Origin of the sequence: Paenibacillus curdlanolyticus YK9, from assembly GCF_000179615.1 — a bacterium.
Taxonomy (GTDB): domain Bacteria; phylum Bacillota; class Bacilli; order Paenibacillales; family Paenibacillaceae; genus Paenibacillus_T; species Paenibacillus_T curdlanolyticus.
In genome coordinates this window covers 58,694-82,070 of the sequence record NZ_AEDD01000008.1, presented here as the reverse complement: position 1 = coordinate 82,070, position 23,377 = coordinate 58,694, and the positions used below count along the sequence as shown (strand labels likewise).

16 protein-coding genes are annotated in these 23,377 nt (G+C 52.7%); 4 read left to right on the top strand and 12 right to left on the bottom strand.

Annotation, left to right across the window (positions count from 1 at the left end; translation table 11 throughout):
• Nucleotides 1-24 precede the first annotated feature (24 nt).
• The 4 genes from PAECUDRAFT_RS15245 to PAECUDRAFT_RS15220 form a co-directional block, all read right to left on the bottom strand.
• Nucleotides 25-1,458, bottom strand: a complete 1,434-nt coding sequence (locus PAECUDRAFT_RS15245) for an ABC transporter substrate-binding protein (protein ID WP_006039004.1) — start codon at nucleotides 1,456-1,458, stop codon at nucleotides 25-27.
• Nucleotides 1,459-1,943: 485 nt separating this feature from the next.
• The gene (locus PAECUDRAFT_RS24780; protein WP_006039002.1) at nucleotides 1,944-3,317 is read right to left on the bottom strand and encodes a response regulator transcription factor; all 1,374 of its coding nucleotides are present in this window, start codon (nucleotides 3,315-3,317) and stop codon (nucleotides 1,944-1,946) included.
• Nucleotides 3,310-5,127, bottom strand: coding sequence for a cache domain-containing sensor histidine kinase (locus PAECUDRAFT_RS15230; RefSeq protein ID WP_006039001.1), 1,818 nt, complete (start codon nucleotides 5,125-5,127; stop codon nucleotides 3,310-3,312). Before PAECUDRAFT_RS15230 ends, PAECUDRAFT_RS24780 begins: the two co-directional genes overlap by 8 nt.
• A gap of 887 nt (nucleotides 5,128-6,014) precedes the next feature.
• Entirely contained in the window at nucleotides 6,015-7,910 is a 1,896-nt protein-coding gene (locus PAECUDRAFT_RS15220; RefSeq protein WP_006039000.1) for a PrkA family serine protein kinase, read from the bottom strand.
• 269 nt (nucleotides 7,911-8,179) lie between these two features.
• On the opposite strand from PAECUDRAFT_RS15220, the gene PAECUDRAFT_RS15215 reads away from it, so the two are divergent.
• The gene (locus PAECUDRAFT_RS15215; RefSeq protein WP_006038999.1) at nucleotides 8,180-8,905 is read left to right on the top strand and encodes a DUF2161 domain-containing phosphodiesterase; all 726 of its coding nucleotides are present in this window, start codon (nucleotides 8,180-8,182) and stop codon (nucleotides 8,903-8,905) included.
• Nucleotides 8,906-10,053: 1,148 nt separating this feature from the next.
• Here PAECUDRAFT_RS15215 and PAECUDRAFT_RS15205 read toward each other — a convergent pair.
• The 4 genes from PAECUDRAFT_RS15205 to PAECUDRAFT_RS15190 form a co-directional block, all read right to left on the bottom strand.
• A complete protein-coding gene (locus PAECUDRAFT_RS15205; RefSeq protein ID WP_006038997.1) occupies nucleotides 10,054-11,250 on the bottom strand; it encodes an aminotransferase-like domain-containing protein in 1,197 nt (398 codons plus the stop codon).
• A 228-nt stretch (nucleotides 11,251-11,478) separates the two neighbouring features.
• Nucleotides 11,479-12,795, bottom strand: coding sequence for an ABC transporter substrate-binding protein (locus tag PAECUDRAFT_RS15200; RefSeq protein ID WP_006038996.1), 1,317 nt, complete (start codon nucleotides 12,793-12,795; stop codon nucleotides 11,479-11,481).
• Nucleotides 12,796-12,921: 126 nt separating this feature from the next.
• The gene (locus tag PAECUDRAFT_RS15195; protein WP_006038995.1) at nucleotides 12,922-13,752 is read right to left on the bottom strand and encodes a carbohydrate ABC transporter permease; all 831 of its coding nucleotides are present in this window, start codon (nucleotides 13,750-13,752) and stop codon (nucleotides 12,922-12,924) included.
• Nucleotides 13,752-14,633 carry a carbohydrate ABC transporter permease gene (locus tag PAECUDRAFT_RS15190; RefSeq protein WP_006038994.1) on the bottom strand — a complete coding sequence of 294 codons (882 nt, stop codon included), beginning with the start codon at nucleotides 14,631-14,633 and terminating at the stop codon, nucleotides 13,752-13,754. The genes PAECUDRAFT_RS15195 and PAECUDRAFT_RS15190 overlap by 1 nt, the downstream gene beginning before the upstream one ends.
• A 185-nt stretch (nucleotides 14,634-14,818) precedes the next feature.
• Here PAECUDRAFT_RS15190 and PAECUDRAFT_RS15185 point away from each other — a divergent pair, with 185 nt between their 5' ends.
• Nucleotides 14,819-16,636 carry a sensor histidine kinase gene (locus PAECUDRAFT_RS15185; RefSeq protein WP_006038993.1) on the top strand — a complete coding sequence of 606 codons (1,818 nt, stop codon included), beginning with the start codon at nucleotides 14,819-14,821 and terminating at the stop codon, nucleotides 16,634-16,636.
• Nucleotides 16,633-18,258 (top strand): helix-turn-helix domain-containing protein, encoded by a 1,626-nt coding sequence (locus PAECUDRAFT_RS15180; RefSeq protein ID WP_006038992.1) that lies wholly within the window; start codon nucleotides 16,633-16,635, stop codon nucleotides 18,256-18,258. Before PAECUDRAFT_RS15185 ends, PAECUDRAFT_RS15180 begins: the two co-directional genes overlap by 4 nt.
• A gap of 294 nt (nucleotides 18,259-18,552) precedes the next feature.
• On the opposite strand, the gene PAECUDRAFT_RS15175 is transcribed toward PAECUDRAFT_RS15180, so the two are convergent.
• Both PAECUDRAFT_RS15175 and trmL read right to left on the bottom strand, forming a co-directional pair.
• Nucleotides 18,553-18,801 carry an AbrB/MazE/SpoVT family DNA-binding domain-containing protein gene (locus PAECUDRAFT_RS15175; protein WP_006038990.1) on the bottom strand — a complete coding sequence of 83 codons (249 nt, stop codon included), beginning with the start codon at nucleotides 18,799-18,801 and terminating at the stop codon, nucleotides 18,553-18,555.
• Nucleotides 18,802-19,030: 229 nt separating this feature from the next.
• Entirely contained in the window at nucleotides 19,031-19,498 is a 468-nt protein-coding gene (gene trmL / locus PAECUDRAFT_RS15170; protein WP_006038989.1) for a tRNA (uridine(34)/cytosine(34)/5-carboxymethylaminomethyluridine(34)-2'-O)-methyltransferase TrmL, read from the bottom strand.
• 164 nt (nucleotides 19,499-19,662) lie between these two features.
• Between trmL and PAECUDRAFT_RS15165 the strand changes: the two genes are divergently transcribed.
• Entirely contained in the window at nucleotides 19,663-20,391 is a 729-nt protein-coding gene (locus PAECUDRAFT_RS15165; RefSeq protein WP_006038988.1) for a response regulator transcription factor, read from the top strand.
• Between the two features lie 102 nt (nucleotides 20,392-20,493).
• Here PAECUDRAFT_RS15165 and serC read toward each other — a convergent pair whose 3' ends face one another.
• Both serC and glnA read right to left on the bottom strand, forming a co-directional pair.
• The gene (gene serC, locus PAECUDRAFT_RS15160; RefSeq protein WP_006038987.1) at nucleotides 20,494-21,582 is read right to left on the bottom strand and encodes a 3-phosphoserine/phosphohydroxythreonine transaminase; all 1,089 of its coding nucleotides are present in this window, start codon (nucleotides 21,580-21,582) and stop codon (nucleotides 20,494-20,496) included.
• 251 nt (nucleotides 21,583-21,833) lie between these two features.
• A complete protein-coding gene (gene glnA, locus PAECUDRAFT_RS15155) occupies nucleotides 21,834-23,258 on the bottom strand; it encodes a type I glutamate--ammonia ligase (RefSeq protein ID WP_006038986.1) in 1,425 nt (474 codons plus the stop codon).
• Nucleotides 23,259-23,377 lie beyond the last annotated feature (119 nt).

Genomic DNA, 23,377 nt, shown 5'->3' with positions numbered 1-23,377 from the left:
CTTTATCGCTGCTTTGCTGCAGACTTATTTCTGTACTTTAATCTTGTTGTATACTTCGGATTGGATCTTGTTCGCGGAATCGTCCAGCGTTTTCTTCAGGTCGAGATTTTTGGTCGTAAGCACCTTCTGAACAACCGTTGCGATTTCTGCGTACGTTTGCTGCGCTTCATATTCAGCCTCTGGCTTACCTTCAAGCAGGCTCATGAGCGTTGGGTCATATTGGAACACGTTGTCGTGTTTCGCCAGCATGTCCGTGAACTTTTTGCCAAACTCGGATTCCGGCTTCCAGTAGAAGATCGTTTGCGGGATGTAGATTTTTCCTTCGTTTTTGCGCGTCGTAATTTCGCTGTCGATGGCATTCAGGAAATCATCCGTGTAATACTCCGATGTGATCCAGTTGAATGCTGTTTTTTGCTCGGCTTCGTTCGCTTTCGGGTTGATTACCTTGAAGCTGCCGCCGAGAACGCCCGTATGCTTGCCGCCCTTCGTCAAGGAAGGAATCGGATAAACGACGATGTCGTCTTTATTGATGCCGCCTGTGTTGATGGCCGCGTCGGCTGCGTTGCCGCTGCCGCACATGACCATCGCGCCGCGTCCTTGGTTGAATAGGTTCAGCGCATCGCCGTAGCCAAGCGCCCAGTTTTTAGGCAGCACGTCAGCGTCCTTCAAGTTTTTGTACAGCTCCAACGCCTTCAAGCCCGCTTCGCTGTTGAACGCTGCCGTTACTTTGCCGTCAACAACCGTTTGCAGGTCGCCGCCAGCTGCGTACAGGAAATTCGTCCAGTTCCAGCCTGCTTCGTTGCCTTTACCCATCGGGATAAAGCCCGCGATGCCCTTAGCCGGATCGTTAACCTTCTTGGCTGCGTCGATCAGTTCATCCCATGTCCAGTCCAGCGGAGGCAGCGGAACGCCCTTCTCTTCGAAAATTTTCTTGTTCAGCGTAATCGTCATGACGTAAGCGTCAACCGGCACGCCATAGATTTTGCCATCTACCGTAACCGGCTTTGTCATGATCGGGTTCAGGTCGTCCTTATGCTCCCAGCTTCCGATCAAGCCCGTCAGGTCTGCTGCCCAGCTATGCTCAGCGAGCGTGCGTCCTTCCGTCAGGTAGGAAGTAAATTCCGTCGGCGCGTTGTTCGCTGCCATCTTGATGCCGATCTCGTTCGGGTTGTATTCCCAATCATCCGTTTTGATGGTGACGTTCGCATTGGCCGCCTTGAAGCGGTTGATCTTGAGATTCAGCTGTTCAATCGCTTCTTTCTTATCCGGCTTCTGGCCTTGTACCGTAATCGTTACCGGCTCGTCCTTCTGCTCGGTCGTCGTTGCCTCCGTTGTCGTCGTGTTTTGGTTCGTTTTGTCCGTGTTCGTAGCCGTGTCTTTCTCGCCGCTCGATCCGCAAGCCGCTGTCAGCATCGACAGCAAAAGTACCGAAGCTGCAATTGCCGTAAGTTTTTTCATCTGATTTGACTCCCTTTTGGATGATGTTGTGCTTCATAAACCAAGTATAGTGCCGTACGATCAGATTAACGATGGCGCTTATTACGGTCGTGATATCCGATATTCAGATGATCGTTTGGGCCTAGATTATCCCATTTTGCAATAAAAAACCGCCCGCATGTGTGCGGACGGTGCCGTTTCTTGGCGCAAAATAGCTAAACTGGCAAGCCGGCTGACAATAATGCCAGCTATCATGACGAAGCGCATATAGGGCACATATTCCTGCCCTATTGGGCCGGCTTTCGCGCTGGAGCGCGCATAGGGCACATATTCCTGCCCTATTGGGCCGGCTTTCGCGCTGGAGCGCATATAGGGCACATATTCCTGCCCTATTGGGCCGGCTTTCGCGCTGGAGCGCGCATAGGGCAGATATTCCTGCCCTATTAGGCCGGCTTTCGCGCTGGAGCGCGCATAGGGCAGACCGGCAGTAAAGCTAACAGGCTCCGTTATTTTTTGAATTCCGAGAGGCTAATGCCATAATAGCGCTTGAATATTTTGCTAAAATGCTCCGGTGTTTCGTAGCCGATCTCGTCGGCAATCTCATATCGGCGTTTGTCGGTCGTCCGCAGCAGACGCTTTCCCTCTTCCATACGGCACTGCGTCACATAGTCCCACATGTTCATCTTCATATCCTTCTTGAACAGGTAACACAGGTAATTCGGGCTAAGGTGGACCGCGCTCGCGATATCCTGCAGCTTCAGCCCCTTGGTTTGGTAATTGGCATCGATAAAAGCTTTGGCCTGCGCGGTCACGCTTGTTGCGCCTTGCTCGGCGCTCACTGCTTGTATAGTTGAACCCTGCTCCTGTTGCGCCGCTTCATTGTTGCTATCGACTGTTGCTGATTCTGTCGGCTGCGACGCATGCTCGCCAAAGTCGCCTGCATAGAACACGTAATGATCGGGATGCAGGCTATGCCACTCCAGCGCACGCTGCGCATCGCCGTACAGCGCCGGCCAGCTTTCAAGCCCTAAGCCAACCCCGCTAATGCCGATTATGCTCTCCACATGCAAATAAGCCTCCAAATTGTTATGCACCTTCTGGGCGATTGTTGCCGCACGGCTGCCCTCCGCTTCATAGGCCGCATCCTTCTCCGTCAGTTGAAGCACGGCCGCCAGCGATCCGGTCGGCAGGTAGAACACGATCGGCTTCCAATCATGAATCGTCTCTTCCACCACATTGCGGCAGGCGTACCGAAATAAATTGCGGTCCTTGAGCGACGTGATGAGCGTTTCCGTCCGGCCGCCTTTTTTGAGATCCGGCTTAATGACCATCATCGTAAAACCGGATTCAAGCTCGCGGAAGCCTAAGCTGCCGAGCAGCTCCAGCGCCTCCGCCTCCGCCATTCCCTCGAATGCCAACTGCTGCAAAATCATATTGTGGCCCGCCGCCACATCCTGCAAATTAAATTTGCGGTTAAGCTCGGCCTCGCCAATCGAACGGATTTTCGTTTCCCGTTCCTGCAGCGCCCTGCTGACCGTTCCGATCAGATGATCCGGCTTGACCGGCTTCACGATATATTCCCGCGCGCCGAACTTCATCGCCTTCTGCGCGTATTCGAACTCGCCATGGGCAGACAACACAATGACAGGAATCGATGGGTCCTCAAGGAAGATCGTCTCCATGAGCTCGATTCCGTTCATTTTTTCCATCTGAATATCCGTTATGACGAGGTCAATCGGCTCCAGCCGGATCAGGTCCAACGCCTCAAATCCGTTCTTCGCGATAAAAATCTCGCCCAGCTGCAGCCCCGATTGCCCCAAAATCATCGAAATCCCTTTGCACACCATAATTTCATCATCTACAACAAGCACATTAAACATGGCGCTCCCCCTCGTTGTCATCCGCTTGTGTCAGCATGGCTGGAAGATGAAGAATCGCCCGAATGCCGTCTCCCTCATTATCCTCGTATCGCAAACCATATCTCTCGCCAAAATGCAGCTGCATCCGCTTGTTGACGTTACGGATGCCGTAGCCAATCTCGGTGTTGCGTCCATCTACAATATCTTGAACCGCTTCCGCCGCAATCGTTTTGAAGCCGTTGTCCTCTATCGTCACAATGATATCGCGCTTGCTGTCCATTCGCACGATAATCCACAGCTCCCCCTCTTCGTCCATATGGCGAATGCCATGGAAAATCGCATTCTCGATCAGTGGCTGCAGCACGACCTTCGGAATAAGGAATGGCTTGGCCTCCTCCTCAATGTCCCAGTTCACGCGGAAGGAATATTCGTGGCGCTTTAGCTGGAGCCGAACATACGCCTCCGCATGCTGGAGCTCCTCCTCAATCGTAATCAGCTCTTTGCCGCGACTGAGCCCAATGCGCATAACAAGCGAGAGATCCATCACCATCTCTGCCGATTCCGTGTTGCCGTCAACGATCATTCGCCAATAGATCGATTCGAGCGTGTTGTACAGCAAATGCGGATTAATCTGGGAATGAAGAATCGCAAGCTCGGACTCCCGCTGCTTGATCTCCAACTCATACTTGTCATGAATCGTCTGGTTCAGGCGCAGCACCATATCGACGAACCGATTGTTCAATATCGTCAGTTCATCCCGCGTCGGACCTGCTTTATGCTGTATGGCAAGCGGCTCGCCGGGTTCATAAGAACGGCTGATTCTCGCAAGTCTGGCGATCGGGCGTACAATGGAGCGAATAAAGTAGAAGCTCACGAAGAGCAGCAGCAGGAAATAAATAAGCATCGAGTACGAGACGAGACGGTTAATGGAAGCATGCTCGCCGATGACTGCGCTCAGCGGCGTACGATAGAGCAGCGTTGTGCCGCTGTCGAAGCTGCGGTGAACGGCGTACAGCCATTTTTGGCCATCGGCCTTGACTTGGTACACGCCTTCAGGCGCGCTCATGGCTGCGTTAGGCAGGCTAATCAGGGTGCCCATCGGCAAACTGTTGCTGTCGGACAGCGAGATGACCCGATGGTTGGCGTCGAGCAGCATGAGCTGCCCTTCCTGGGATGCGCTGATGGGCGCCATATCATTTTTGAGCAAATATTCCATCCCGCTTACAATGAGATAGCCCGGAGCCGGCGTGCTCCCGTTATAGATGTCGTTCATCTGCTTCACCATCGCGAGCGTCTGCGGGCCGCCGCTTACTTTGCCGAAGGAGGGGATTAAGCTTAGCACCGCCTTCCCCTTCGCGTTGTATGCGCTGTCATACCAAGGCTGCGTCTGGATATTGTCTGAGAAAAATATGCCCCGAAGCTGGATTTCTGATCCCGGAACGAACGAGAACAACCGGTTGTCATCCTTCAGCACAAAGGAGTAAGAAACCGAATTCGCCGACAAATTGGTCAGCGTCAGCGTACGGTCCAGCTGGGCGTACCGGCGAACGCGTTCATATAAGGAGGCCGACGGAAGGTCGACCATATTTTGAATTTCGGGCGTAATCATAATCTTGTTCATCGTCTCTTCCATGTGCGACATCGAACGCTCCAGCGTGAGATGGTTCGTCTTGACAAGCTCAAGCAGCGCGGAGCCGACCTGCTTCTCCGTAATCGTCGATACGTTGCGCGTAACGAAAAAGTACATGAAAATAACGGGGATGACGACAAACAAAATAAACAGCAGCAAAAATCGATGAAGCATAGACATGCGCGATAACATCGCTTGCATCCGGCCACTTCCTTGTCTGTGATGTCTAGCAGCAATTTGCCCATTTGCCGATATTCCTTGATTTTATCATACCGTGTTTCAGCATGGCAGGGATGGCGGATGTTACGGACGATGATGGCCGATGTTACGAATTTGGGGTATTACTGGAGCGTTGGTTTGTGAGACGGGACGGGCGGATGCTCGGCTTTTGCGGCTTGCACGGGTTGTGCGTTGCCAGTGCTGCCGCTTGCGGCGTTTGCGATGTTTGCGATGTTTGCGCTCTGTTCCTGTGTGCTGTCCTCAGTCTGTACTATCTCTACTGTTTGCCGTCTGTACCAAACGCTAACGGACCTCATTGCCGTTATTCCGTCGATATTGCCCCTGCTAAAACTGTAACGGACTGAGGAGCCGTTATTTCGCCTATTTGGTCTCCAATCCGGGTCATTTTGAGCAAATAACGGCAACTGAGTCCGTTACAAAATATAATGCTCAAATATGCTGCAAATAGCGGCTGTGGAGTCCGTTAGGATCGTGAGACCACAGGAAGGATGACAGATCTGCGCACCGCGGATCGCGGATTGCGGATTGCAGATCACAGATCACAAATCGCAGATCATAGATCGCCGCAACTTCGGCGGAATTGCGAGATCGTTTAGGAAGCTGCTGCTGCGTCCGCACGCGACGATCGTCGAGCACACCAAAAAGCAGCTCCGCCTTTCGGCGAGCTGCCTTCCTTTGGACGCTTATCGCGCCATTTCAATTAAAGAAACAAGGGCCGCTAACCCGAAGGTTTGCAGCCGCCGCCTCTTGCGCTTGCCCTCCTCAATTGAATCTGTGCCAATCCCATCCATGTCAATCGTCGCATTCCGCGCTCGACTGCATGCGTCCAATCGCGATCGTTCCTTGCCTTAACGGTTCAACAGGCTTCCGACATAACGCAGCAGCTCATTGGAGCATACCGGGCAATAGCCGTGCTCATCCATCAACCGTTTGGTCACCTCGTTGATCCGTTTGAGCTGCGTCTCATCCGGCGTCTTCGTCGAGGTTGTAATCTTCACGATGTCCTTCAAATCAGCGAACAGCTTCTTCTCTACCGCTTCGCGCAGGCGCTCATGGCTCGAATAATCAAATTTCTTGCCTTTGCGCGAATACGAGGAGATGCGAATGAGAATCTCTTCGCGGAACGCCTTCTTCGCATTCTCGGAGACGCCGATCTGCTCCTCGATGGAGCGCATTAGCCGCTCGTCTGGATCCATCTCCTCGCCCGTGAGCGGGTCTTTAATCTTCGCCCAATTGCAGTACGCTTCGATGTTGTCGAGATAGTTCTCGAACAACGTGCGCGCGGACTCCTCGAACGAGTAGACGAACGCCTTCTGAATCTCCTTTTTCGCCAACGTGTCGTATTCCTTGCGGGCGATAGAGATGAAGTTCAGATACTTCTCTCTCTCGTCCTTCGTAATCGACGGATGCTGGTCGAGGCCATCCTTCAAGGCGCGAAGCACATCTAGCGCATTGATGCACTGCAAATCCTGCTTGATCAGCGCGCTGGATATGCGGTTAATGACATAGCGAGGGTCGATGCCGGACATGCCTTCCTCGATAAATTCGGTTTGCATTTCCTTCAGGTCGGCTTCCTTAAAGCCTTCCACCTCTTCCCCATCGTACATCCGCATTTTCTTCACAAGATCGATGCCTTGCTTCTTCGTCTCTTTCAGACGGGTAAGTATGGAGAAGATTGCTGCTGCACGCAAGGCATGCGGTGCAATATGAATATGCTTCATATCGCTCTGCGCAATCAGCTTCTCATAAATTTTCTCTTCATCGGAAACGCGCAGATTGTAAGGGATCGGCATGACGATCATCCGCGATTGAAGCGCTTCATTTTTCTTGTTGCTGATGAACGCCTTGTACTCCGATTCGTTCGTATGTGCAATGATCAGCTCGTCGGCGCTGATTAACGCAAACCGCCCAGCCTTGAAGTTGCCCTCCTGCGTCAGCGAAAGCAGATTCCATAGAAACTTCTCGTCGCACTTGAGCATCTCTTGGAACTCCATGAGCCCGCGATTTGCTTTGTTGAGCTCCCCGTCGAACCGATAAGCGCGCGGATCCGATTCGGAGCCGAACTCTGTGATCGTCGAGAAGTCGATGCTGCCCGTCAGATCGGCGATATCCTGCGACTTCGGATCCGAAGGGCTGAACGTGCCGATGCCGATCCTATTTTCCTCCGAAATGATGACGCGTTCAACGAGCACGTTCTCGATATCGTTATTGAATTCGGTTTTCAGCCGCATTTGGCAGGACGGGCACAGGCTGCCTTCAATCCGGACGCCGAGCTCCCGCTCGACCTCGGGACGCAGCTCATGGGGAATCAGATGTAAGGGATCCTCGTGCATCGGGCAGCCTTTGATCGCGTAAACAGCCCCCCGCTGCTGGCGCGAAAACTGCTCGAGCCCGCGCTTGAGCATCGTAACGATCGTTGATTTGCCCCCGCTGACCGGTCCCATCAGCAGCAATATCCGCTTGCGAACATCCAGGCGTCTTGCCGCCGAATGGAAGTACTCCTCTACCAGCTTCTCGATCGCACGATCGAGCCCGAATATCTCTTGTTCGAAGAAACGGTAACGCTTATTGCCACCCACCTCTTCAACGCCGTACGACTCGATCATATCGTATACGCGTGCATGCGCCGTCATGGCAGGGGTTGCATCCCGTCTCAACAACCCAATGTAATCCTTGAACGATCCTGTCCAGGCAAGCTTATCACTCTCTGTGCGATACTCTGATAGCCGTTTAAATATATCCATGCCTTGCCTCCTCCCATCACTCGCGATCTGCCCTATCCCTGCTCTCCGCCTTGGGATTTCTCTGCTTCCGCCCGCCATGCCTAGTTGCGATGTTGAAGTATTACATTCCTATGCGTAGCCGAGCAGGAAATTGACCACTTTTTTAGACGACTATTCGCTAGCGCTCGACACGCCGCATCGGTTCTCCTATAATAAAACACAATGATACGAATGAATGTTCGGCGGTTGGCGCCTGCCGCTGCCGGTGCATAATGGGGAGGAAAACCGGGGTGGCCGTGAAGGAAGAAGCCGAGCTATACGAACCGGTGAAGCGGTATTTTGAAGCACAAGGATACGAGGTCAAAGGCGAGGTGCTGCATTGCGATCTTGTGGCAATCCGCCAACGTGCGGAGGAATCGGCAATGGGAGAAGAAGAGGTGCTCATTGTCGAATTAAAACGAACATTCAATCTCGCGCTTTTGCTCCAAGGCGTCGAGCGGCTGCGAATCAATGACCGCGTTATGCTCGTTGTCGAGCGAAACCGCAAGAAGAGCGGCGCGGTGAACCAACGTTTCGGTGAGATTACGGAGCTGTGCCGCATGCTTGGGCTCGGCTTGATGACCGTGACGCTGTTCAAAACAAAGCCTGCGCTCGTCGATCTGCTATGCGAGCCCGGCGATCCGCCTCGCTCCCGCTACCGCGCGAAGAAGCATGACCGTCTCGTCCGCGAGTTCCGCGAGCGCTCAGGCGACTACAATATCGGCGGCACGACGAAGGTGAAGCGCATGACCGCCTACCGCGAGAAATGCCTCCGCCTCGCAAACGCGCTCCGGCAAGGTCCCGCTTCGCCAGCCTCGCTTGCGCGGCTTACCGCCAACAGCAAAGCCGGCGACATGCTCCGCGTCAATTATTACGGCTGGTTCGAGCGCGCCGAGCGCGGCATCTACCGCCTTACGGCTGCGGGAGAAGCCGCTCTCGCTGAGCATAATGCCGTCGTGATTGGCTGGACCGAATAATGGGCTGTCCGAGAGTCATTACCAAGTGACTTTTGGGACAGCTTTTTCATTTAGGTTGGCCCTTCTCCTGAATGATTCGCCTGAATCGTTATAGGGGAGGTGGCTACTCTCGGCTTCGGCTGGTAACGTGTGATACTTCGAGCGTTAGGGCAGGACCGGTTAGAATCGACCGGGCTGGTTTCTACTGCTATCTCATTTCACATTATGATGCCGTTGTACTTTGTACAACGAGAAAGGCATAACTGGCCTGCCACGAAGGTTCCCATTGCAGTTCATGCAACGGGATACGGTCGAGTAGGGGCATGCTGTGCCCAAAACGCAGAAAGCCTCTTTTCCTGTTGCACAAAATGCAATGACGCCTCTCTACTTCCGCGCTTGTGTTGATTCTATTGCACGAACTGCAATGAGCAGCCTCTTGCACGCAGCAACGCCCATTCTAGCGCGGCACACGGTGCTAGCGCGGCACGCAGTGCCATCGCGGCACGCGGTGCTAGCGCGGCATGCGGTGCTAGCGCGGCACGCGGTGCTAGCGCGGCACACAGTGCTAGCGCGGCACGCGGTGCCAGCGCGGCACGCGGTGCTAGCGCGGCACGCCGTGCCATCGCGGCACGCGGTGCTAGCGCGGCACGCGGTGCTAGCGCGGCACGCGGTGCTAGCGCGGCACGCCGTGCCATCGCGGCACGCGGTGCTAGCGCGGCACGCGGTGCCAGCGCGGCACGCAGTGCCATCGCGGCGCGCGGTGCTAGCGCGGCACGCGGTGCTAGCGCGGCACGCGGTGCTAGCGCGGCACGCAGTGCTAGCGCGGCACGCAGTGCTAGCGCGGCACACAGTGCCAGCGCGGCACGCAGTGCTAGCGCGGCACGCGGTGCTAGCGCGGCACGCGGTGCCATCGCGGCACGCAGTGCCATCGCGGCGCGCGGTGCTAGCGCGGCACGCAGTGCTAGCGCGGCACACAGTGCCATCGCGGCACGCAGTGCTCAGTCTCACGTCGGCGATCAAACCGAGTACGGCCCGCGCACACCGCAGGCTGCCGTCCGCAATCGCATCGCCGACCGCCTCAGCGCAAAACAGGGTGTCCCTCAGCCGTCGCGGCTTTTGAGACACCCTGTTCGTGCAACTTCTATAGCCGAGCGATATAGCCGGGCCGGTTAGCTGCGCGCCGTAAACTCCTCGATCGCTTCTGCAAACAGCCTAATCCCTTGCGCCATCCGCTCGCCTGTATTCAAAGTAAAGCTTAACCGCGCCGTATTGCGCTCCGGCTCCTCGGCATAGAAAGCTACGCCTGGCACGAAGGCTACGCCTTTGGCAATTGCAGCGCGGAGCAGCACCTCAGCGTCCAATCCCTCAGGAAGCGTCAGCCATAAGAACATGCCGCCCTTCGGAGCCGTCCATGACACGCCTGCAGGGCAATGCGTGCGTAGCAGCTCCTGCATCTCATTCATCCGATCGAGATAAGCGGCGGCGACGCCTCGAATGTGGCGCTCCAGATCGAACTGCAGCAGCAGCTCGCTAAGCAGCTGCTGATCCAGCGAGCTGGAATGCAGATCGGCAGACTGCTTCGCCTTCGCCATCATTGCGATGAGTGGCTTATCGCCCGCAGCCCAGCCAGCGCGCAGCGCCGGCGCGACGATTTTGGAGAACGAGCTGGTATAGAGTACGCCGCCCGCTGCACCTGCCAACGCATAAATCGAAGGATAATCCGCCGCTGGTTCAAATTTGATCTCCCCATACGGGTCGTCCTCAATGACTGGAATTTCATATCGCCTGCACAAAGCCAGCAGCCCCTCTCGGCGCTCTTGGCTCCACACGCGCCCTGTCGGGTTGCCGAATGTCGGCACCACATACACGAGCCTCGGCTTATGTAGCTTCACTAGCCGCTCCGCCTCTTCTAGCCGCATGCCGTCCTCATCGCTCGGAACCGATACGACGCGAAGCCCCTGCATGCCAAAAATCTGGAGTCCCGCCAAATATGTCGGGTTCTCTACCAGCACGACGTCCCCTGGCTCTGTCAGCACGCGTGCCGCAAGCTCAATCGCCTGCTGCGAGCCCGTTGTAAGCAATACGCTCTCGACTTCCGTGTGCATTCCCTTGGCTGTCATTCGCTCTGCCAGCTGCTCCCGCAACGGCGTGTAGCCCTCTGTCAGCCCGTACTGGAGCGTGCTTCTCCCACGCGTAAATACGCTCGCCGCCGCATCGCGAATCGCCTCCAGCGGGAATAGTTCCTCGGCCGGCATGCCTCCAGCAAACGATATAATCGATTTGCCTTTGCCCTGCGTCAGCTTCAAAATGTCGCGCGTTACGGATGACTTAACCTGTTCAATGAATGGTGAAAACCGATATTCCATTACCCGGACCTCCTCATGAAATGGACCCTATTCTTGCCCCAGCTCCCCCAGATGCCAAAAACGCCGATCGCATGAGCTTATTGCTTCAATTATACGCCATCGCAACCCCCACCGTCTTCTACAGGTTCAGTCCTATCCCCCCATTCCTAACCCGATCCCCTCAATTCCACACAAAAAAAGCTCCGCCCCCGCAATTGCGGAGGCGGAGCTACTATAAGAGATGCTCGCTTACTTCTTCGCGAGATCTTTCCACTTCGTATCGATAACATCGAACAGGCCAGCACGATCCAGCTTCTTCGCGATGTACGCTTGGATGGAAGCGCCCAGTTCTTGTTGAACGCCTTCTGGATATTTGAACCAGTTCCAGCTCTTCGTTTTGCCTTCTTTGCTGTACGCGATAATGTCGTTCGCGATGTCGCCGAGAATAGCAGGGTCTTTTACTTCGATCGATTTGAATGCAGGGATGAACTTGAATTGCTCAACCGTGTATTGTTTACCGATGTCGGACGTAGCGAGCCAGTTCAGGAATTCTTTTGCTTCTGCTTTAACTTTGGAGTTGTTGTTGATTACCCAGTTGTTAGGAACGCCAACATACAGGTTGTCATTTTTAGCAGCGTCGTCGCTGATCGGCATTGGCAGTACGCCAAGGTTCAGATCTTTGTTGATGCCGTCGATTTGAACTTGCGTCCAGTTACCTTGTTGCATCATTGCAGCTTGACCGCTAGCAAACGTCGTTACTTGCGTGTTGTAGTCCGTCGTCAACGGGTTTTCGTTGCCATATTTCAGCGTCAGGTCAAGCAGGTTAGCCCATTGATCCAACACAGGGTTGTTTTTCGTCGTGCCCGTACCTGCATTCATTGCAGCTACGAAAGCATTCGGATCATCTTGGTTAGCTACGCCTACGTTGAAGTTGTGAATGCCGAGGATCCACCATTCTTGGTAGCCGTTAGCGAAAGGCGTGATGCCAGCAGCTTTGAGCTTCTCAGCAGCGTCTTTCAGCTCAGTGATCGTTTTAGGCAGCGTCGTGATGCCTGCTTTTGCGAACAGATCTTTGTTGTAGATGAAGCCATAACCTTCAAGGTTGATTGGCATACCGTAGATTTTGCCGTCTTTCGTCATTGGCTCTTTCGCAACGTCGATTACGTCAGATACCCAAGGTTGATCGGACAGATCTTCCAGACGGTTCTGCCACGTTTCTCTTTCGTTAAAGCCGCCGTTGTTGAAAATGTCAGGCTCGTCGCCGGAAGCGAATTTCGCTTTCAGCGCTGCGCCGTAGTCCGCGCCGCCGCCAACTGTTTCAACTTTAATCGTTACGTTAGGATGAACTTTTTTGTATTCTTCTGTCAGTTTGTTAAGCGCGTCTGCAATTTCAACCTTGAATTGGAACATTTTAATCGTTACAGGCTCATCGGACTTTTGTTCAGTATTCGTGTTGTCAGTCGAAGTATTTTTATCTGTACCTGAGTCTTCTTTTTTCGCACCGCCGCACGCAGCAAGCGTAGCCATCAATACGAATGTCATTACGATCAACAATGTCTTTTTCATCTGTAAAACCTCCCTTTTTCTTGGTCACACAGTGTCTTGCCTGAACAACTTCAGTATACCGGATCGATGAAACCGCTCACACCGACCACATTGAACAAAAAGGTGGAGATTGTTGACCTAGCCGTTTTACCCTTTGACCGAGCCTGCCGTAATACCCTCGATAATATGCTTCTGCAAGAACAAGAAGAAAATAACGATTGGCAGTACGCCCATGACGAGCGCGGCAAGCGCGAGATCCCATTGCTTCGTATATTGACCGAAGAACGAGTAGGTCGACAGCGGGATGGTGCGAAGCTCCGGGCCGAGCATAAGCTGCGGCAGCAGGAAGTCGTTCCAGATCCACAAGCTGTTCAAAATAATGATGGTAACCGTCATCGGCTTCAGCAGCGGGAACACAATCCGCCAGAATACGCCATATGGCGAGCAGCCATCAACGACTGCGGCTTCCTCAACCTCGACAGGAATCGACTTCACGAAACCGTGATAGAGGAAGATCGTCAGGGACGATCCGAAGCCAAGATAGCAAAGCCAAATACCAGGAATGCTATTGATCAGATGGAACCAGTTGCCAACCTTCATCAGCGGAATCATGATCGATTGGAACGGGATAACCATCGCAGCCACGAACATCGTAAAGAGCAAGTTGTTGTACCAGTTTGGCTTGCGAACCATGCGATAAGCTGCCATGGAGCCGAATACCGCGAGTCCGGCAACACTCGTCACCGTAATGATGAAGGAGTTGCTGAACGCTTTCTTAAAGTTCATGATATCGAACGCTTTCTCGTAGTTCGCCCACTGCAGTGACTTAGGCAGCGCTGCGGAATCGAGCAGGATATCAGCGAACGACTTGAACGAATTCGCAATTAAGAAGTAGAACGGCACGAGGAACAGCAGCGCAAGCAGGATAGCCCCTATTTCCATCGTGAACGTTTTGCCATTGTAAGTACGGGATTTCATTATGCTTGCACCTCCCGTTTTTTCGTCAGCCACACTTGCAGCGTCGTGATTGCCGCTACGATGAGGAAGAAGATAAACGCTTTCGCTGTACCGAGGCCATAGCGATTGTTTTGGAATGCTTCGGTATAGATGTTAAGCGCGACGGATTGGGTCGAGTTGAACGGCCCGCCCTTCGTCAGCGACAAGATCACATCGAACGCTTTGAACGACCAGGATAATGCAAGGAACAAGCTGATCGTGACAGCCGGCATAACGAGCGGGAAAATGATGTGCCGCATCCGCTGCCAAGCTGTAGCCCCGTCGATGGAAGCCGCTTCGGTCAAATCCTGCGGTACGTTGATCAGCGCCGCGATGTAGATGACCATCAGATAACCTGCTCCGCTCCAGATGCTTACGATGACAATTGCCCAGAAGGACGTTTGCTCATCACCGAGCCAAGGAAGCTTGAACAAATGCCAATCCGTTGATTTGCCGATCGCCGCGAAGCCTTTGATAAAAATGAACTGCCAGATAAAGCCGAGCAGCAAACCGCCAATTACGTTAGGCAGGAAGAAAACGGTGCGCAATATGTTCTTCAGCTTGATCGGCTGCGTTAACAGCAACGCAAGCAGAAATGCGACAACATTGGTCAGAATGACGGCGAAGATCGTCAATTTCGCAGTAAATGCGAACGAACTACGGAAGCTATCGTCTTTGAAAGCTGCTACAAAGTTATCGAATCCGACGAATTTAACCGTATCTGCTACGCCATTCCAATCGGTGAACGCATAATACATGCCCAGCACGAATGGCAGCAGTACGATGATAGAGAAAGCGATTGTAGCCGGTCCCGTGAATACAAGTTGCTGCATCCATCCGGCATTAAACCATTTTTTCGTCATGGCGCTAGCGCCCCCTTCAGCGTGTTTGTACCTTAAGTATAAAATCCGCGCCGCAACCCGCACACAGACGAACGTGACCGGAAAGGTGGAACATATTGATCATCGGTTGCGCATTCACTATAATAACCAGTATTCCCCGACTAACTTCTACAAATGCTGACAAATCGCTCGAGAGGATGTCCAATATGAGGTTTTACAAGCTCCAACGCAGCCTTCGCGCCAAGCTGATTATTTTTTTAATCCTGGCGATTGCCGTTCCGCTCACGGCGTCCATCCTTATCACAAACGCACGCACTTCAGCGATCGTTACGGAGGATAAGGTGAAAACCGCATCCAACTTACTGTACCAAGGCAAGACAAATCTTCAGCATTATCTCTCGACGGTTACGCAAGCTTCATTGCTCGTCTATAACGGGGCAAGCTCTGGCGGCGATACGTTATATCGCGTCTTGGAGCAAGGCAGGCAGGACTACTTGTCAGAACAAGAGTTTTACAAAAGCCTGCAAGCCATCGCGCTCGCCGTCAAAGAAGTGCATCAGGTCTACCTCCATGCAGACAAAGTCCAACGCGGCTACCTCGTGGTCGAAGGCAATACGAAGAAAGACAACCAAGCTACTCCAGCCAACGCAGCCGAGCTGCGCAACGCGAAAGTGGCTGCAGTATTCGAGGCGACTCATGAAAGCGGCAATTATGGGATAAGCAAGCCCCCTTATTACACGCCGCGGCGTGTCGTTACGCTCCATCGTAATATTCTGCGCATTCCGTCTGATGAGCAGCTTGGAACTCTTGCGATTGACATTAATACCTCGGTCATTGACGTCATCTGCCACGAGTTGTACGACAGCAGCGTAGAGCAGCTTTATCTGTTGTCGGAAGACGGCACGGTCGTATATGGCCCTCAGCTCGAAGGGATCGGAAAGCTTTGGAGCGACAGCGAAGGCCGCAAAATTGTTGCAGCTAAGGACGGCAGCGGCTACAAGGTTGCAAAGACTGATGATTTTAACGGCGTTTATGTCTACGATCGACTCGATGAAGGCAGCATGCACTGGACGATTGTCAAAATGATTCCGGACTCGACGCTTCAAGCGGGCACGCGGCAAGTAACGCTGGTCAATACGATCGTGCTCGTTGTCTCCGCTATTATTGTAATTGCCATGGCCATTTATGTATCCTTCTGGATTACGTCGCCGATTCGCCAGCTCACTGGCTACGTCAACCGGATCCAATCCGGCGAGCTCGACATCGACATTCGGTTGAACCGAACGGATGAGATCGGCGTGCTTGCAAGGCGTTTCCGGCTTATGATGGAAACGATCAACAATCTTGTCCTGCGTGAATACAAGCTCGAAATCGCGAACAAAACGAATCAGCTCAAAGCGCTTCAGTCGCAGGTACAGCCCCATTTTCTATATAACGCGCTGCAAATGATCGGTACGGCTGCGCTTCAGAGCGGTGCGCCGAGCGTCTACCAGCTCGTCATGCTGCTCGGCAAGCTCATGCGCTATTCGATGAGCGGTTCGGATAAGCCCGTCACGCTATCGCAAGAAATCGAGCACACGACGGCATATATGGAGCTGCAAAAGCATCGGTTTGGCGACAAGCTTGATTACGTTATTGAAACGGCGCCGGGCATCGCAATGCTGCCCGTTCCGCGCATGATTTTGCAGCCGCTCGCAGAAAATGTATTCAAGCACGCCTTCGACCCGGCCGGCGGATTCATGCATGTCCGGATCGCGGCGTATCTTCAGGAGGAATGCATCATCATTAGCGTAGAGGATGATGGAACGCCGCTGACGGATGAACGGCTGAAAGAGCTGCGCAGCCTCGTAGAGCATCAAGGCGTTGGCGATCAGGAGCATATTGGATTAGCCAATGTCCGTTCGCGATTGCGGCTTAATTGCGGGGAAGAGGCTGATCTGAAGCTTGACCATGGCGCAAGAGGCGGTCTCCGTGTTACGTTAGTCGTACCAATCATCTATGAGGAAGGAGATAAGAAACTATGAACGTCCTCATCGTCGATGATGAGCAGCATGCTCGCGAGGCAGCGAAGCTGCTCGTGCCTTGGGAACGGCTTGGCGTGCAGGAGCTGCTGGAAGCAGAGAACGGCGAAAGCGCCAAGGCGATTATTTTAAACAAGCATCCCTCCATCATCGTGACCGATATGCATATGCCTGTAGCTGACGGAATGCGGCTGCTCGAATGGGTCAATGAAAACGCACCGCTGGCGAAGCTCATTGTCATCAGCGGATTTAATGATTTTCGTTATGTCAGGCATACATTAAAGTATGGCGGCATCGATTATTTGCTAAAGCCAATCGACCCTGCCCAATTGCTCGATGCCGTGTATCGGGCGATCGAACAATTGAATGAAGAAGAGCAGCAGCGGCTGCAGCAGATCGAGCAGGGCATTACGTTGAATCAGTACAAGCCCGTCTACCGCGACTATCTGTTCGGACAGCTCATTCAGCCCAAATGCGACACGGACACCGTCATCGCCCAACTGACCGAGCAATTCCCGCTGCTCGCCAGCGCGACGGATTGCTGCGCCATTTTGTTCTCGCTGCAGCCCGTTATGGCGCCGCTGCTCAAACGATTCGGGCATGACCGGGACTTGGCCGTGTTCGCGATTCAAAACGTATTAAACGACTTTGTCGTCCACGAATGGAACGACGGCTGCGCGTTTCGCTCGACAAGAGACCCTGAGGAGCTCATCGTCCTGCTGTGGCGAGGCGCAGACCGTGCCTGCCAGCGGGCGGAGCAGCTCACTCATGCGCTGCGCGATACCTTCGGCTTGCCCTTCCATGCCGGTGTCGGCCATTTGATGCCGTTTCCGGCTAATGCTGCGATGGCTGTTGAAACTGCGCAAACCGCATGCCTGCTTCGCAACCTATTGTCGGTGCACGGACCCTATGTATGGTCGCCCGGGCTCAAAGAAGCTGGCACAGGCTCCGGACAGCAGCCAGCAGCGCCAGACTTCACTGCGCTCGCCGATCCCGTCTGGCTGGCGCTGATGAGCCGCGACGAGCAGCTGCTCCAATCAACGCTGCGGCAATGGTTCGAGGCGGTTGAGAAGCTGCCGGCGATCACGCCGATCCATATTGAACGCTGGACCAAACAGATCGAAATCGCATCGGCGAGATGGCAGCATCGCGATACGGATACGGAAGAGCGAAGTTCGACGCCACCGCTCACTCTGCCGTTTTTGTACGAAGACGATACGACGCTGTCGCTTGCCAAGACCGAAGAGCATTGGAATCAGCTGCTGAACGCGGAGGCCGAGCGGTTAGCCCGTCTCATTCGCCAAGAGCGCAACGTCATTCGGGATATTATCGAATATATCGAACGGCATTTGCAGGAGGATTTATCGCTCCAACAGCTTGCTGGACGTTTCTTCTTAAGCCGGGAATATGTATCCCGACGCTTCCGGCAGGAGACTGGCGTCACTTTGTCCGAATATGTCGAACGGCTGCGAATGGAGCATGCCAAGAAGCTGTTAGCGAACCGCGCTTACAAAATTTCCGATATCGCCGCCATGGTCGGCTACGTCGATGAAAAGTATTTCAGCAAAGTATTCAAAAAGCATGGCGGGCTATCCCCGCAGCAATTCCGGAAAATGGAGCCCTAATCACGACTTGTAACAAGTTGTTCACAATTAAATTCGTTTTCTTTTGCCTGTCTGTTGGGTATAATAAAAGCAATAATTGGAGGTGTGCGTGATGACGCTTAACTTTCTTATCTTCTGTACCGTCACAGCATTGTTTATCACTGCTATTCTGACGGCGTCGTACAACGACGACAAAACGAAAGGCCTGTAAATCGCCGTCTATTGACCGGTTTACGCGCTCGCAGCAAACGAAAAGAAGCTTTCCGCCTAGGCGGAAAGCTTCTTTTCGTTTGTCGAACAATAATGAATAAATAATTAACGGCGAAGATGCCCCATGTCAGACATGCAAGCAGCGCATACATAACGCTCCTTGAAATCGTTAACATCATCCATTGATCCACAAAATACGCATCTTGGGCGATAACGCTCCAAAATGATATGGTCACCCTGCACCAAAATTTCAACAGGATCTCCCTCATTCATTTGGTACCTTTTGCGCAGCGATTTAGGCAATACAATGCGGCCCAATTGGTCCACTTTCCGAACAACACCTGCCGGCTTCATCTGTTTTCACTCCTTATGTCTTCGTTCGCAAGCCAGTTATGAGAAACCTATGCTCTATAGACTTTCGATGGTTCGCGTACTTTTCCTTCCCAGAACTAGTTTTTCTTAAGATTCTGCAATTACTGTCAGTCCTGCAAGCGATTTTAAACCATGATCATACCGAAAGCGTTCAACTTGCCGTACTTGCGTTTCGTCTCTTTTACCCCGTTGGATACAAGATGAAACAAAGCTAGTCCAGCATGCCAGGGAAATCTGTTTGGCGCAACGCTTCATACACAACGATGGCAGCCGAATTCGCCAAATTGAGCGAACGAACCTTGTCCGTCATCGGCATCCGGATTAATTGATTCGGATTCGCATCGAGCAGCTCCTGCGGCAGCCCTTTCGTCTCCTTGCCGAATACGAACAGATCGCCATCTTTATACTCAAAATCGCTGTAGCGCTTATTCGCCCGCGTGCTTGCATAGAAGAAACGATGTCCCTTGAAGCGCTCCTCCACTTCACTGAAGCTATCGTAATAAGTCAGATTTACAGCGTACCAGTAATCCAGCCCCGCGCGTTTAAGCGTTGCGTCGTCCGTACGGAATCCGAGCGGGCGAACCAGATGAAGATGAGTTCCTGTCGCTGCACATGTTCTTGCAATATTGCCTGTATTGGCCGGAATCTCCGGTTCCACTAATACGATATGAAAAGCCATTGACGTCATTCCTTTCGCTATTTGCTGCCGATTTTTACATCCGGTTAACGTTACCATAATCTTAGGAATACGGTCTACCCCTATAATCAGTAAACAAACACCGCTTAACCTTCTCAGATCAAGCATACGCGCGTTAATAATATGGAAACAAAGGGGTTAGAACGATGCTTAAGAAGAAAATATTAATCGTCGATGACGAACCATCCATCTCAATGCTAATCGAGTTTAACTTGAAGTTAGCTGGCTACGAGGTACGTTGCGTACACGACGGTGAGGCCGTCTTCGAGCATCTGAAGCCGTTCCGACCGGATCTTATCGTCCTTGATCTCATGCTGCCTAAGATGGACGGCATTCAAGTGTGCCGTGAGCTTCGCCGTCAGAACAACGCGGTCCCCATCGTCATGCTGACTGCCCTTCAGGATGTCACCGATAAAATTTCTGGACTCGATAACGGCGCCGACGATTATATGACGAAGCCTTTCAGCCCTCAGGAGCTCATCTCTCGCATTCAAGCCATTTTCAGGCGTGTACAAGCACTGCCAGGTTCCAACGATACCGTCGTCTATGAATACGGCCGTCTCAAGGTATATCCTGAGCAGCGCGAGGTGCGTATCGAGGGCAAGCTGATCGAGCTGACCCCCAAAGAATTCGAGCTCCTCGTCTTCTTGTGCCGCCACCGCGGCAAAGTGCTCAGCCGCCAACAGCTGCTGCATGGCGTGTGGGACTATCATTTCCTGGGCGATACGCGCATCGTGGACGTGCATATTAGCCATCTTCGCGACAAAATCGAAAAAAACGCACGGACGCCCGAGTATATTATTACCGTACGAAACGTCGGCTACAAGCTGACCGGCCCGCACGCTATCGACACCACTTCGCTGGCGGGCATGTAGCCCTTGCCCAGCGAATAATCGCACATGACAGACAACCGCCCTTTCCAGCTCGATGAGCGAAAAGGGCGGTTGTTTTCATTTACAAGAAATTAGCGCTGCTATTTAACCGTGGCGCTTTTGGAACTCGCTCATAAATTGAGCAAGCGCTTGGCAGCTCTCCAGCGGTACAGCATTGTAAGTCGATGCACGAAGGCCGCCTACGCTGCGGTGTCCCTTCAATCCTACGAAGCCTTCAGCTTCCGATTCCTTCACGAACAGCTTCTCCAGCTCTTCCGAATGGATGCGGAACGTGATGTTCATAATGGAACGGCTCTCTGGTTGCGCGAATCCGCGGTAGAAGCCGCCGCTATTGTCAATCGTATCGTAAATCAATTTCGTTTTATCACGGTTGTATTGCTCAACAGCTGCTACGCCGCCTTTGCCTTTGAGCCATTTCAACACGAGGTTCGCCATGTACACCGAGAACGAAGGCGGTGTGTTGTACAACGAGTCGTTTTTGACATGCGTGTCGTAACGAAGCATCGTCGGGATCGTTTTAGGGCTGTTAGCAGCCAGGTCGTCGCGAACGATAACGATCGTTACGCCCGATGGTCCGAGGTTTTTCTGAGCGCCAGCATAGATCAAACCAAATTTCGACACGTCGACTGGGCGGCACAAGATATCACTCGACATATCTGCTACGAGAGGCACATTGCCTGTGTCGGGATACGACGTAAATTGCGTGCCTTCGATCGTTTCATTCGACGTAATATGCAGGTATGCTGCATTGTCAGGCAATTGAATCGAAGACAAGTCTGGGATGCGGTTAAATTTGTCGCTTTCCGAAGTTGCAACGATTGCTGTTTCGCCGAACAGCTTTGCTTCTTTAATCGCTTTATCTGCCCAACTGCCCGTCATTACGTAAGCACCTGTCTGTCCGGCATGAAGCAGGTTCATTGGAACAGATGCGAACTGCGTGCTCGCGCCCCCTTGCAGCAGCAGTACGTGATAATTCGACGGAATTCCGAACAATTCGCGAAGCAGCGACTGCGCCTCATTGTTCACTTGCTCGTAAAGCGCGCTGCGGTGGGACATTTCCATAATGGACATACCTGCACCATTGTAATCCACGAATTGCTCTTGCGCTTGCTGCAATACCTCCAGCGGCAATGCAGCTGGTCCAGCGTTAAAGTTAAAAGCCCGTTTCGTCACCGTTAACACTCCTGTCCTCGATTTAAGAAAATAGAGAAGTCTCCTATTCAATACTATACCCGAGACAAGTCCGTTTCCATTAGCTATCGCTATGATAGCAAGTTTAAGCCCTCGCTTCAAGTGTCTAAAAGTCGAACAAACAAGATTAATGCAAAGAAAATATTCGGTTTTTCGCCAATTTGCGCATTTTGTAAAAATAAAAAGCGGACCCGGTTGGGTCCGCTTCGAATTGCTTATATAAGTGCTTAAGATTAGCAGTCGAAGTAGAGGCCGTACTCGTGTGGATGGATACGGATCGATACTGCTTTTGCTTCGTTGCGTTTAACTGCAACATAGTTGTCGATGAACTCTTTCGTGAAGACATTGCCTTCCGTCAGGAACTCATAGTCAGCTTCGAGAGCGTTAAGCGCTTCGTCGAGCGTGCCTGGTACGCTGCGGATTTCTTTTTTGTCTTCATCGGACAGCTCGTAGATGTTTTTGTCGAAAGGACCATAGCCCAATGCAACTGGATCGATTTTGCGTTTGATGCCGTCCAGACCTGCGAGCAGCATAGCTGCGAAGCAAAGGTATGGGTTAGCCGTGGAGTCCGGCGTACGGAACTCGATACGGCAGCCTTTAGGCGTAACTGCTGCGATTGGAATACGTACTGCAGCGGAACGGTTACCTTTGGAGAATACGAGGTTAACCGGCGCTTCGTAACCCGGAACGAGACGTTTGAACGAGTTCGTCGATGGGTTCGTCAGTGCGATCAGCGCTGGAGCATGGTACAGGATACCGCCGATGTAGTGCATAGCGAGCGGGCTCAGGTTAGCATAAGCGCCTTTTTCGTAGAACAAAGGTGAATCGCCGTCAAAGATCGACATATGAACGTGCATGCCGCTACCATTGTCGCCGAAGAGCGGTTTAGGCATGAACGTTGCAACTTTGCCGTATTGGCGAGCAACATTGTGCGTAATGTATTTGTATTTCATCAGGTTGTCAGCTGTTTTCGTCAGCGTGTCGAAGCGGAAGTTGATTTCTGCTTGACCAGCCGTTGCCACTTCGTGGTGGTGACGTTCTACGCGCAGGCCGGATTCTTGCATAACGCGAACCATTTCGCTGCGGATATCTTGTTGGGAGTCAACTGGAGCAACTGGCACATAGCCGCCTTTTACGCCAACTTTGAAGCCCAGGTTGCCGCCTTCTTCTTTACGACCCGTGTTCCAAGCTGCCTCTTCCGAGTCAACTTCGAAGTATGATTTGTTCATGCCGCTCTCATAACGAACGTCGTCGAAGATGAAGAATTCGGATTCTGGCGCGAAGAATGCCGTCGTACCGATACCCGTCGTTTGCAGGAATTCTTCAGCTTTTTGAGCGATCGAACGCGGGTCGCGGTCATAACGCTCGCCTTCTGGCGTATGGATGTTGCTCATAATATTCAAAGTTGGATGATCAGTGAAAGGATCGATGAAGCTGGATTCCGTATCCGGCATCATTACCATGTCAGAGTTTTCGATGCCGCGGAAGCCCTCGATCGAGGAGCCGTCGAATGCTACACCGTTAACGAAAGTATCAGCGTCAACCTCAGTTGCTGGCAGCGTGATGTGGTGCGCACGGCCCGCGAGGTCTACGAAGCGGAAATCTACGAATTGGATATTGTTCTCTTTAATCGTGTTCAAGACGTTTTGAACTGACATGAATGAAAGCCTCCCATTTCCGAACATTTAGGTTAGTTTGAACTTGAAACGTTCAAGTTTCCTTCGTACTATGTGGTTATTATAAAACTCAGGCTTTTGGGTGGTCAAGACTTATGTCA

Excerpts from the sequence above, each read along its gene's own strand:
- PAECUDRAFT_RS15245 (WP_006039004.1), bottom strand. The coding sequence starts at position 1,458 with ATGAAAAAACTTACGGCAATTGCAGCTTCGGTACTTTTGCTGTCGATG.
- PAECUDRAFT_RS24780 (WP_006039002.1), bottom strand. The coding sequence starts at position 3,317 with ATGTTTAATGTGCTTGTTGTAGATGATGAAATTATGGTGTGCAAAGGG.
- PAECUDRAFT_RS15230 (WP_006039001.1), bottom strand. The coding sequence starts at position 5,127 with ATGCAAGCGATGTTATCGCGCATGTCTATGCTTCATCGATTTTTGCTG.
- PAECUDRAFT_RS15220 (WP_006039000.1), bottom strand. The coding sequence starts at position 7,910 with ATGGATATATTTAAACGGCTATCAGAGTATCGCACAGAGAGTGATAAG.
- PAECUDRAFT_RS15205 (WP_006038997.1), bottom strand. The coding sequence starts at position 11,250 with ATGGAATATCGGTTTTCACCATTCATTGAACAGGTTAAGTCATCCGTA.
- PAECUDRAFT_RS15200 (WP_006038996.1), bottom strand. The coding sequence starts at position 12,795 with ATGAAAAAGACATTGTTGATCGTAATGACATTCGTATTGATGGCTACG.
- PAECUDRAFT_RS15195 (WP_006038995.1), bottom strand. The coding sequence starts at position 13,752 with ATGAAATCCCGTACTTACAATGGCAAAACGTTCACGATGGAAATAGGG.
- PAECUDRAFT_RS15190 (WP_006038994.1), bottom strand. The coding sequence starts at position 14,633 with ATGACGAAAAAATGGTTTAATGCCGGATGGATGCAGCAACTTGTATTC.
- PAECUDRAFT_RS15185 (WP_006038993.1), top strand. The coding sequence starts at position 14,819 with ATGAGGTTTTACAAGCTCCAACGCAGCCTTCGCGCCAAGCTGATTATT.
- PAECUDRAFT_RS15180 (WP_006038992.1), top strand. The coding sequence starts at position 16,633 with ATGAACGTCCTCATCGTCGATGATGAGCAGCATGCTCGCGAGGCAGCG.
- PAECUDRAFT_RS15175 (WP_006038990.1), bottom strand. The coding sequence starts at position 18,801 with ATGAAGCCGGCAGGTGTTGTTCGGAAAGTGGACCAATTGGGCCGCATT.
- trmL (WP_006038989.1), bottom strand. The coding sequence starts at position 19,498 with ATGGCTTTTCATATCGTATTAGTGGAACCGGAGATTCCGGCCAATACA.
- PAECUDRAFT_RS15165 (WP_006038988.1), top strand. The coding sequence starts at position 19,663 with ATGCTTAAGAAGAAAATATTAATCGTCGATGACGAACCATCCATCTCA.
- glnA (WP_006038986.1), bottom strand. The coding sequence starts at position 23,258 with ATGTCAGTTCAAAACGTCTTGAACACGATTAAAGAGAACAATATCCAA.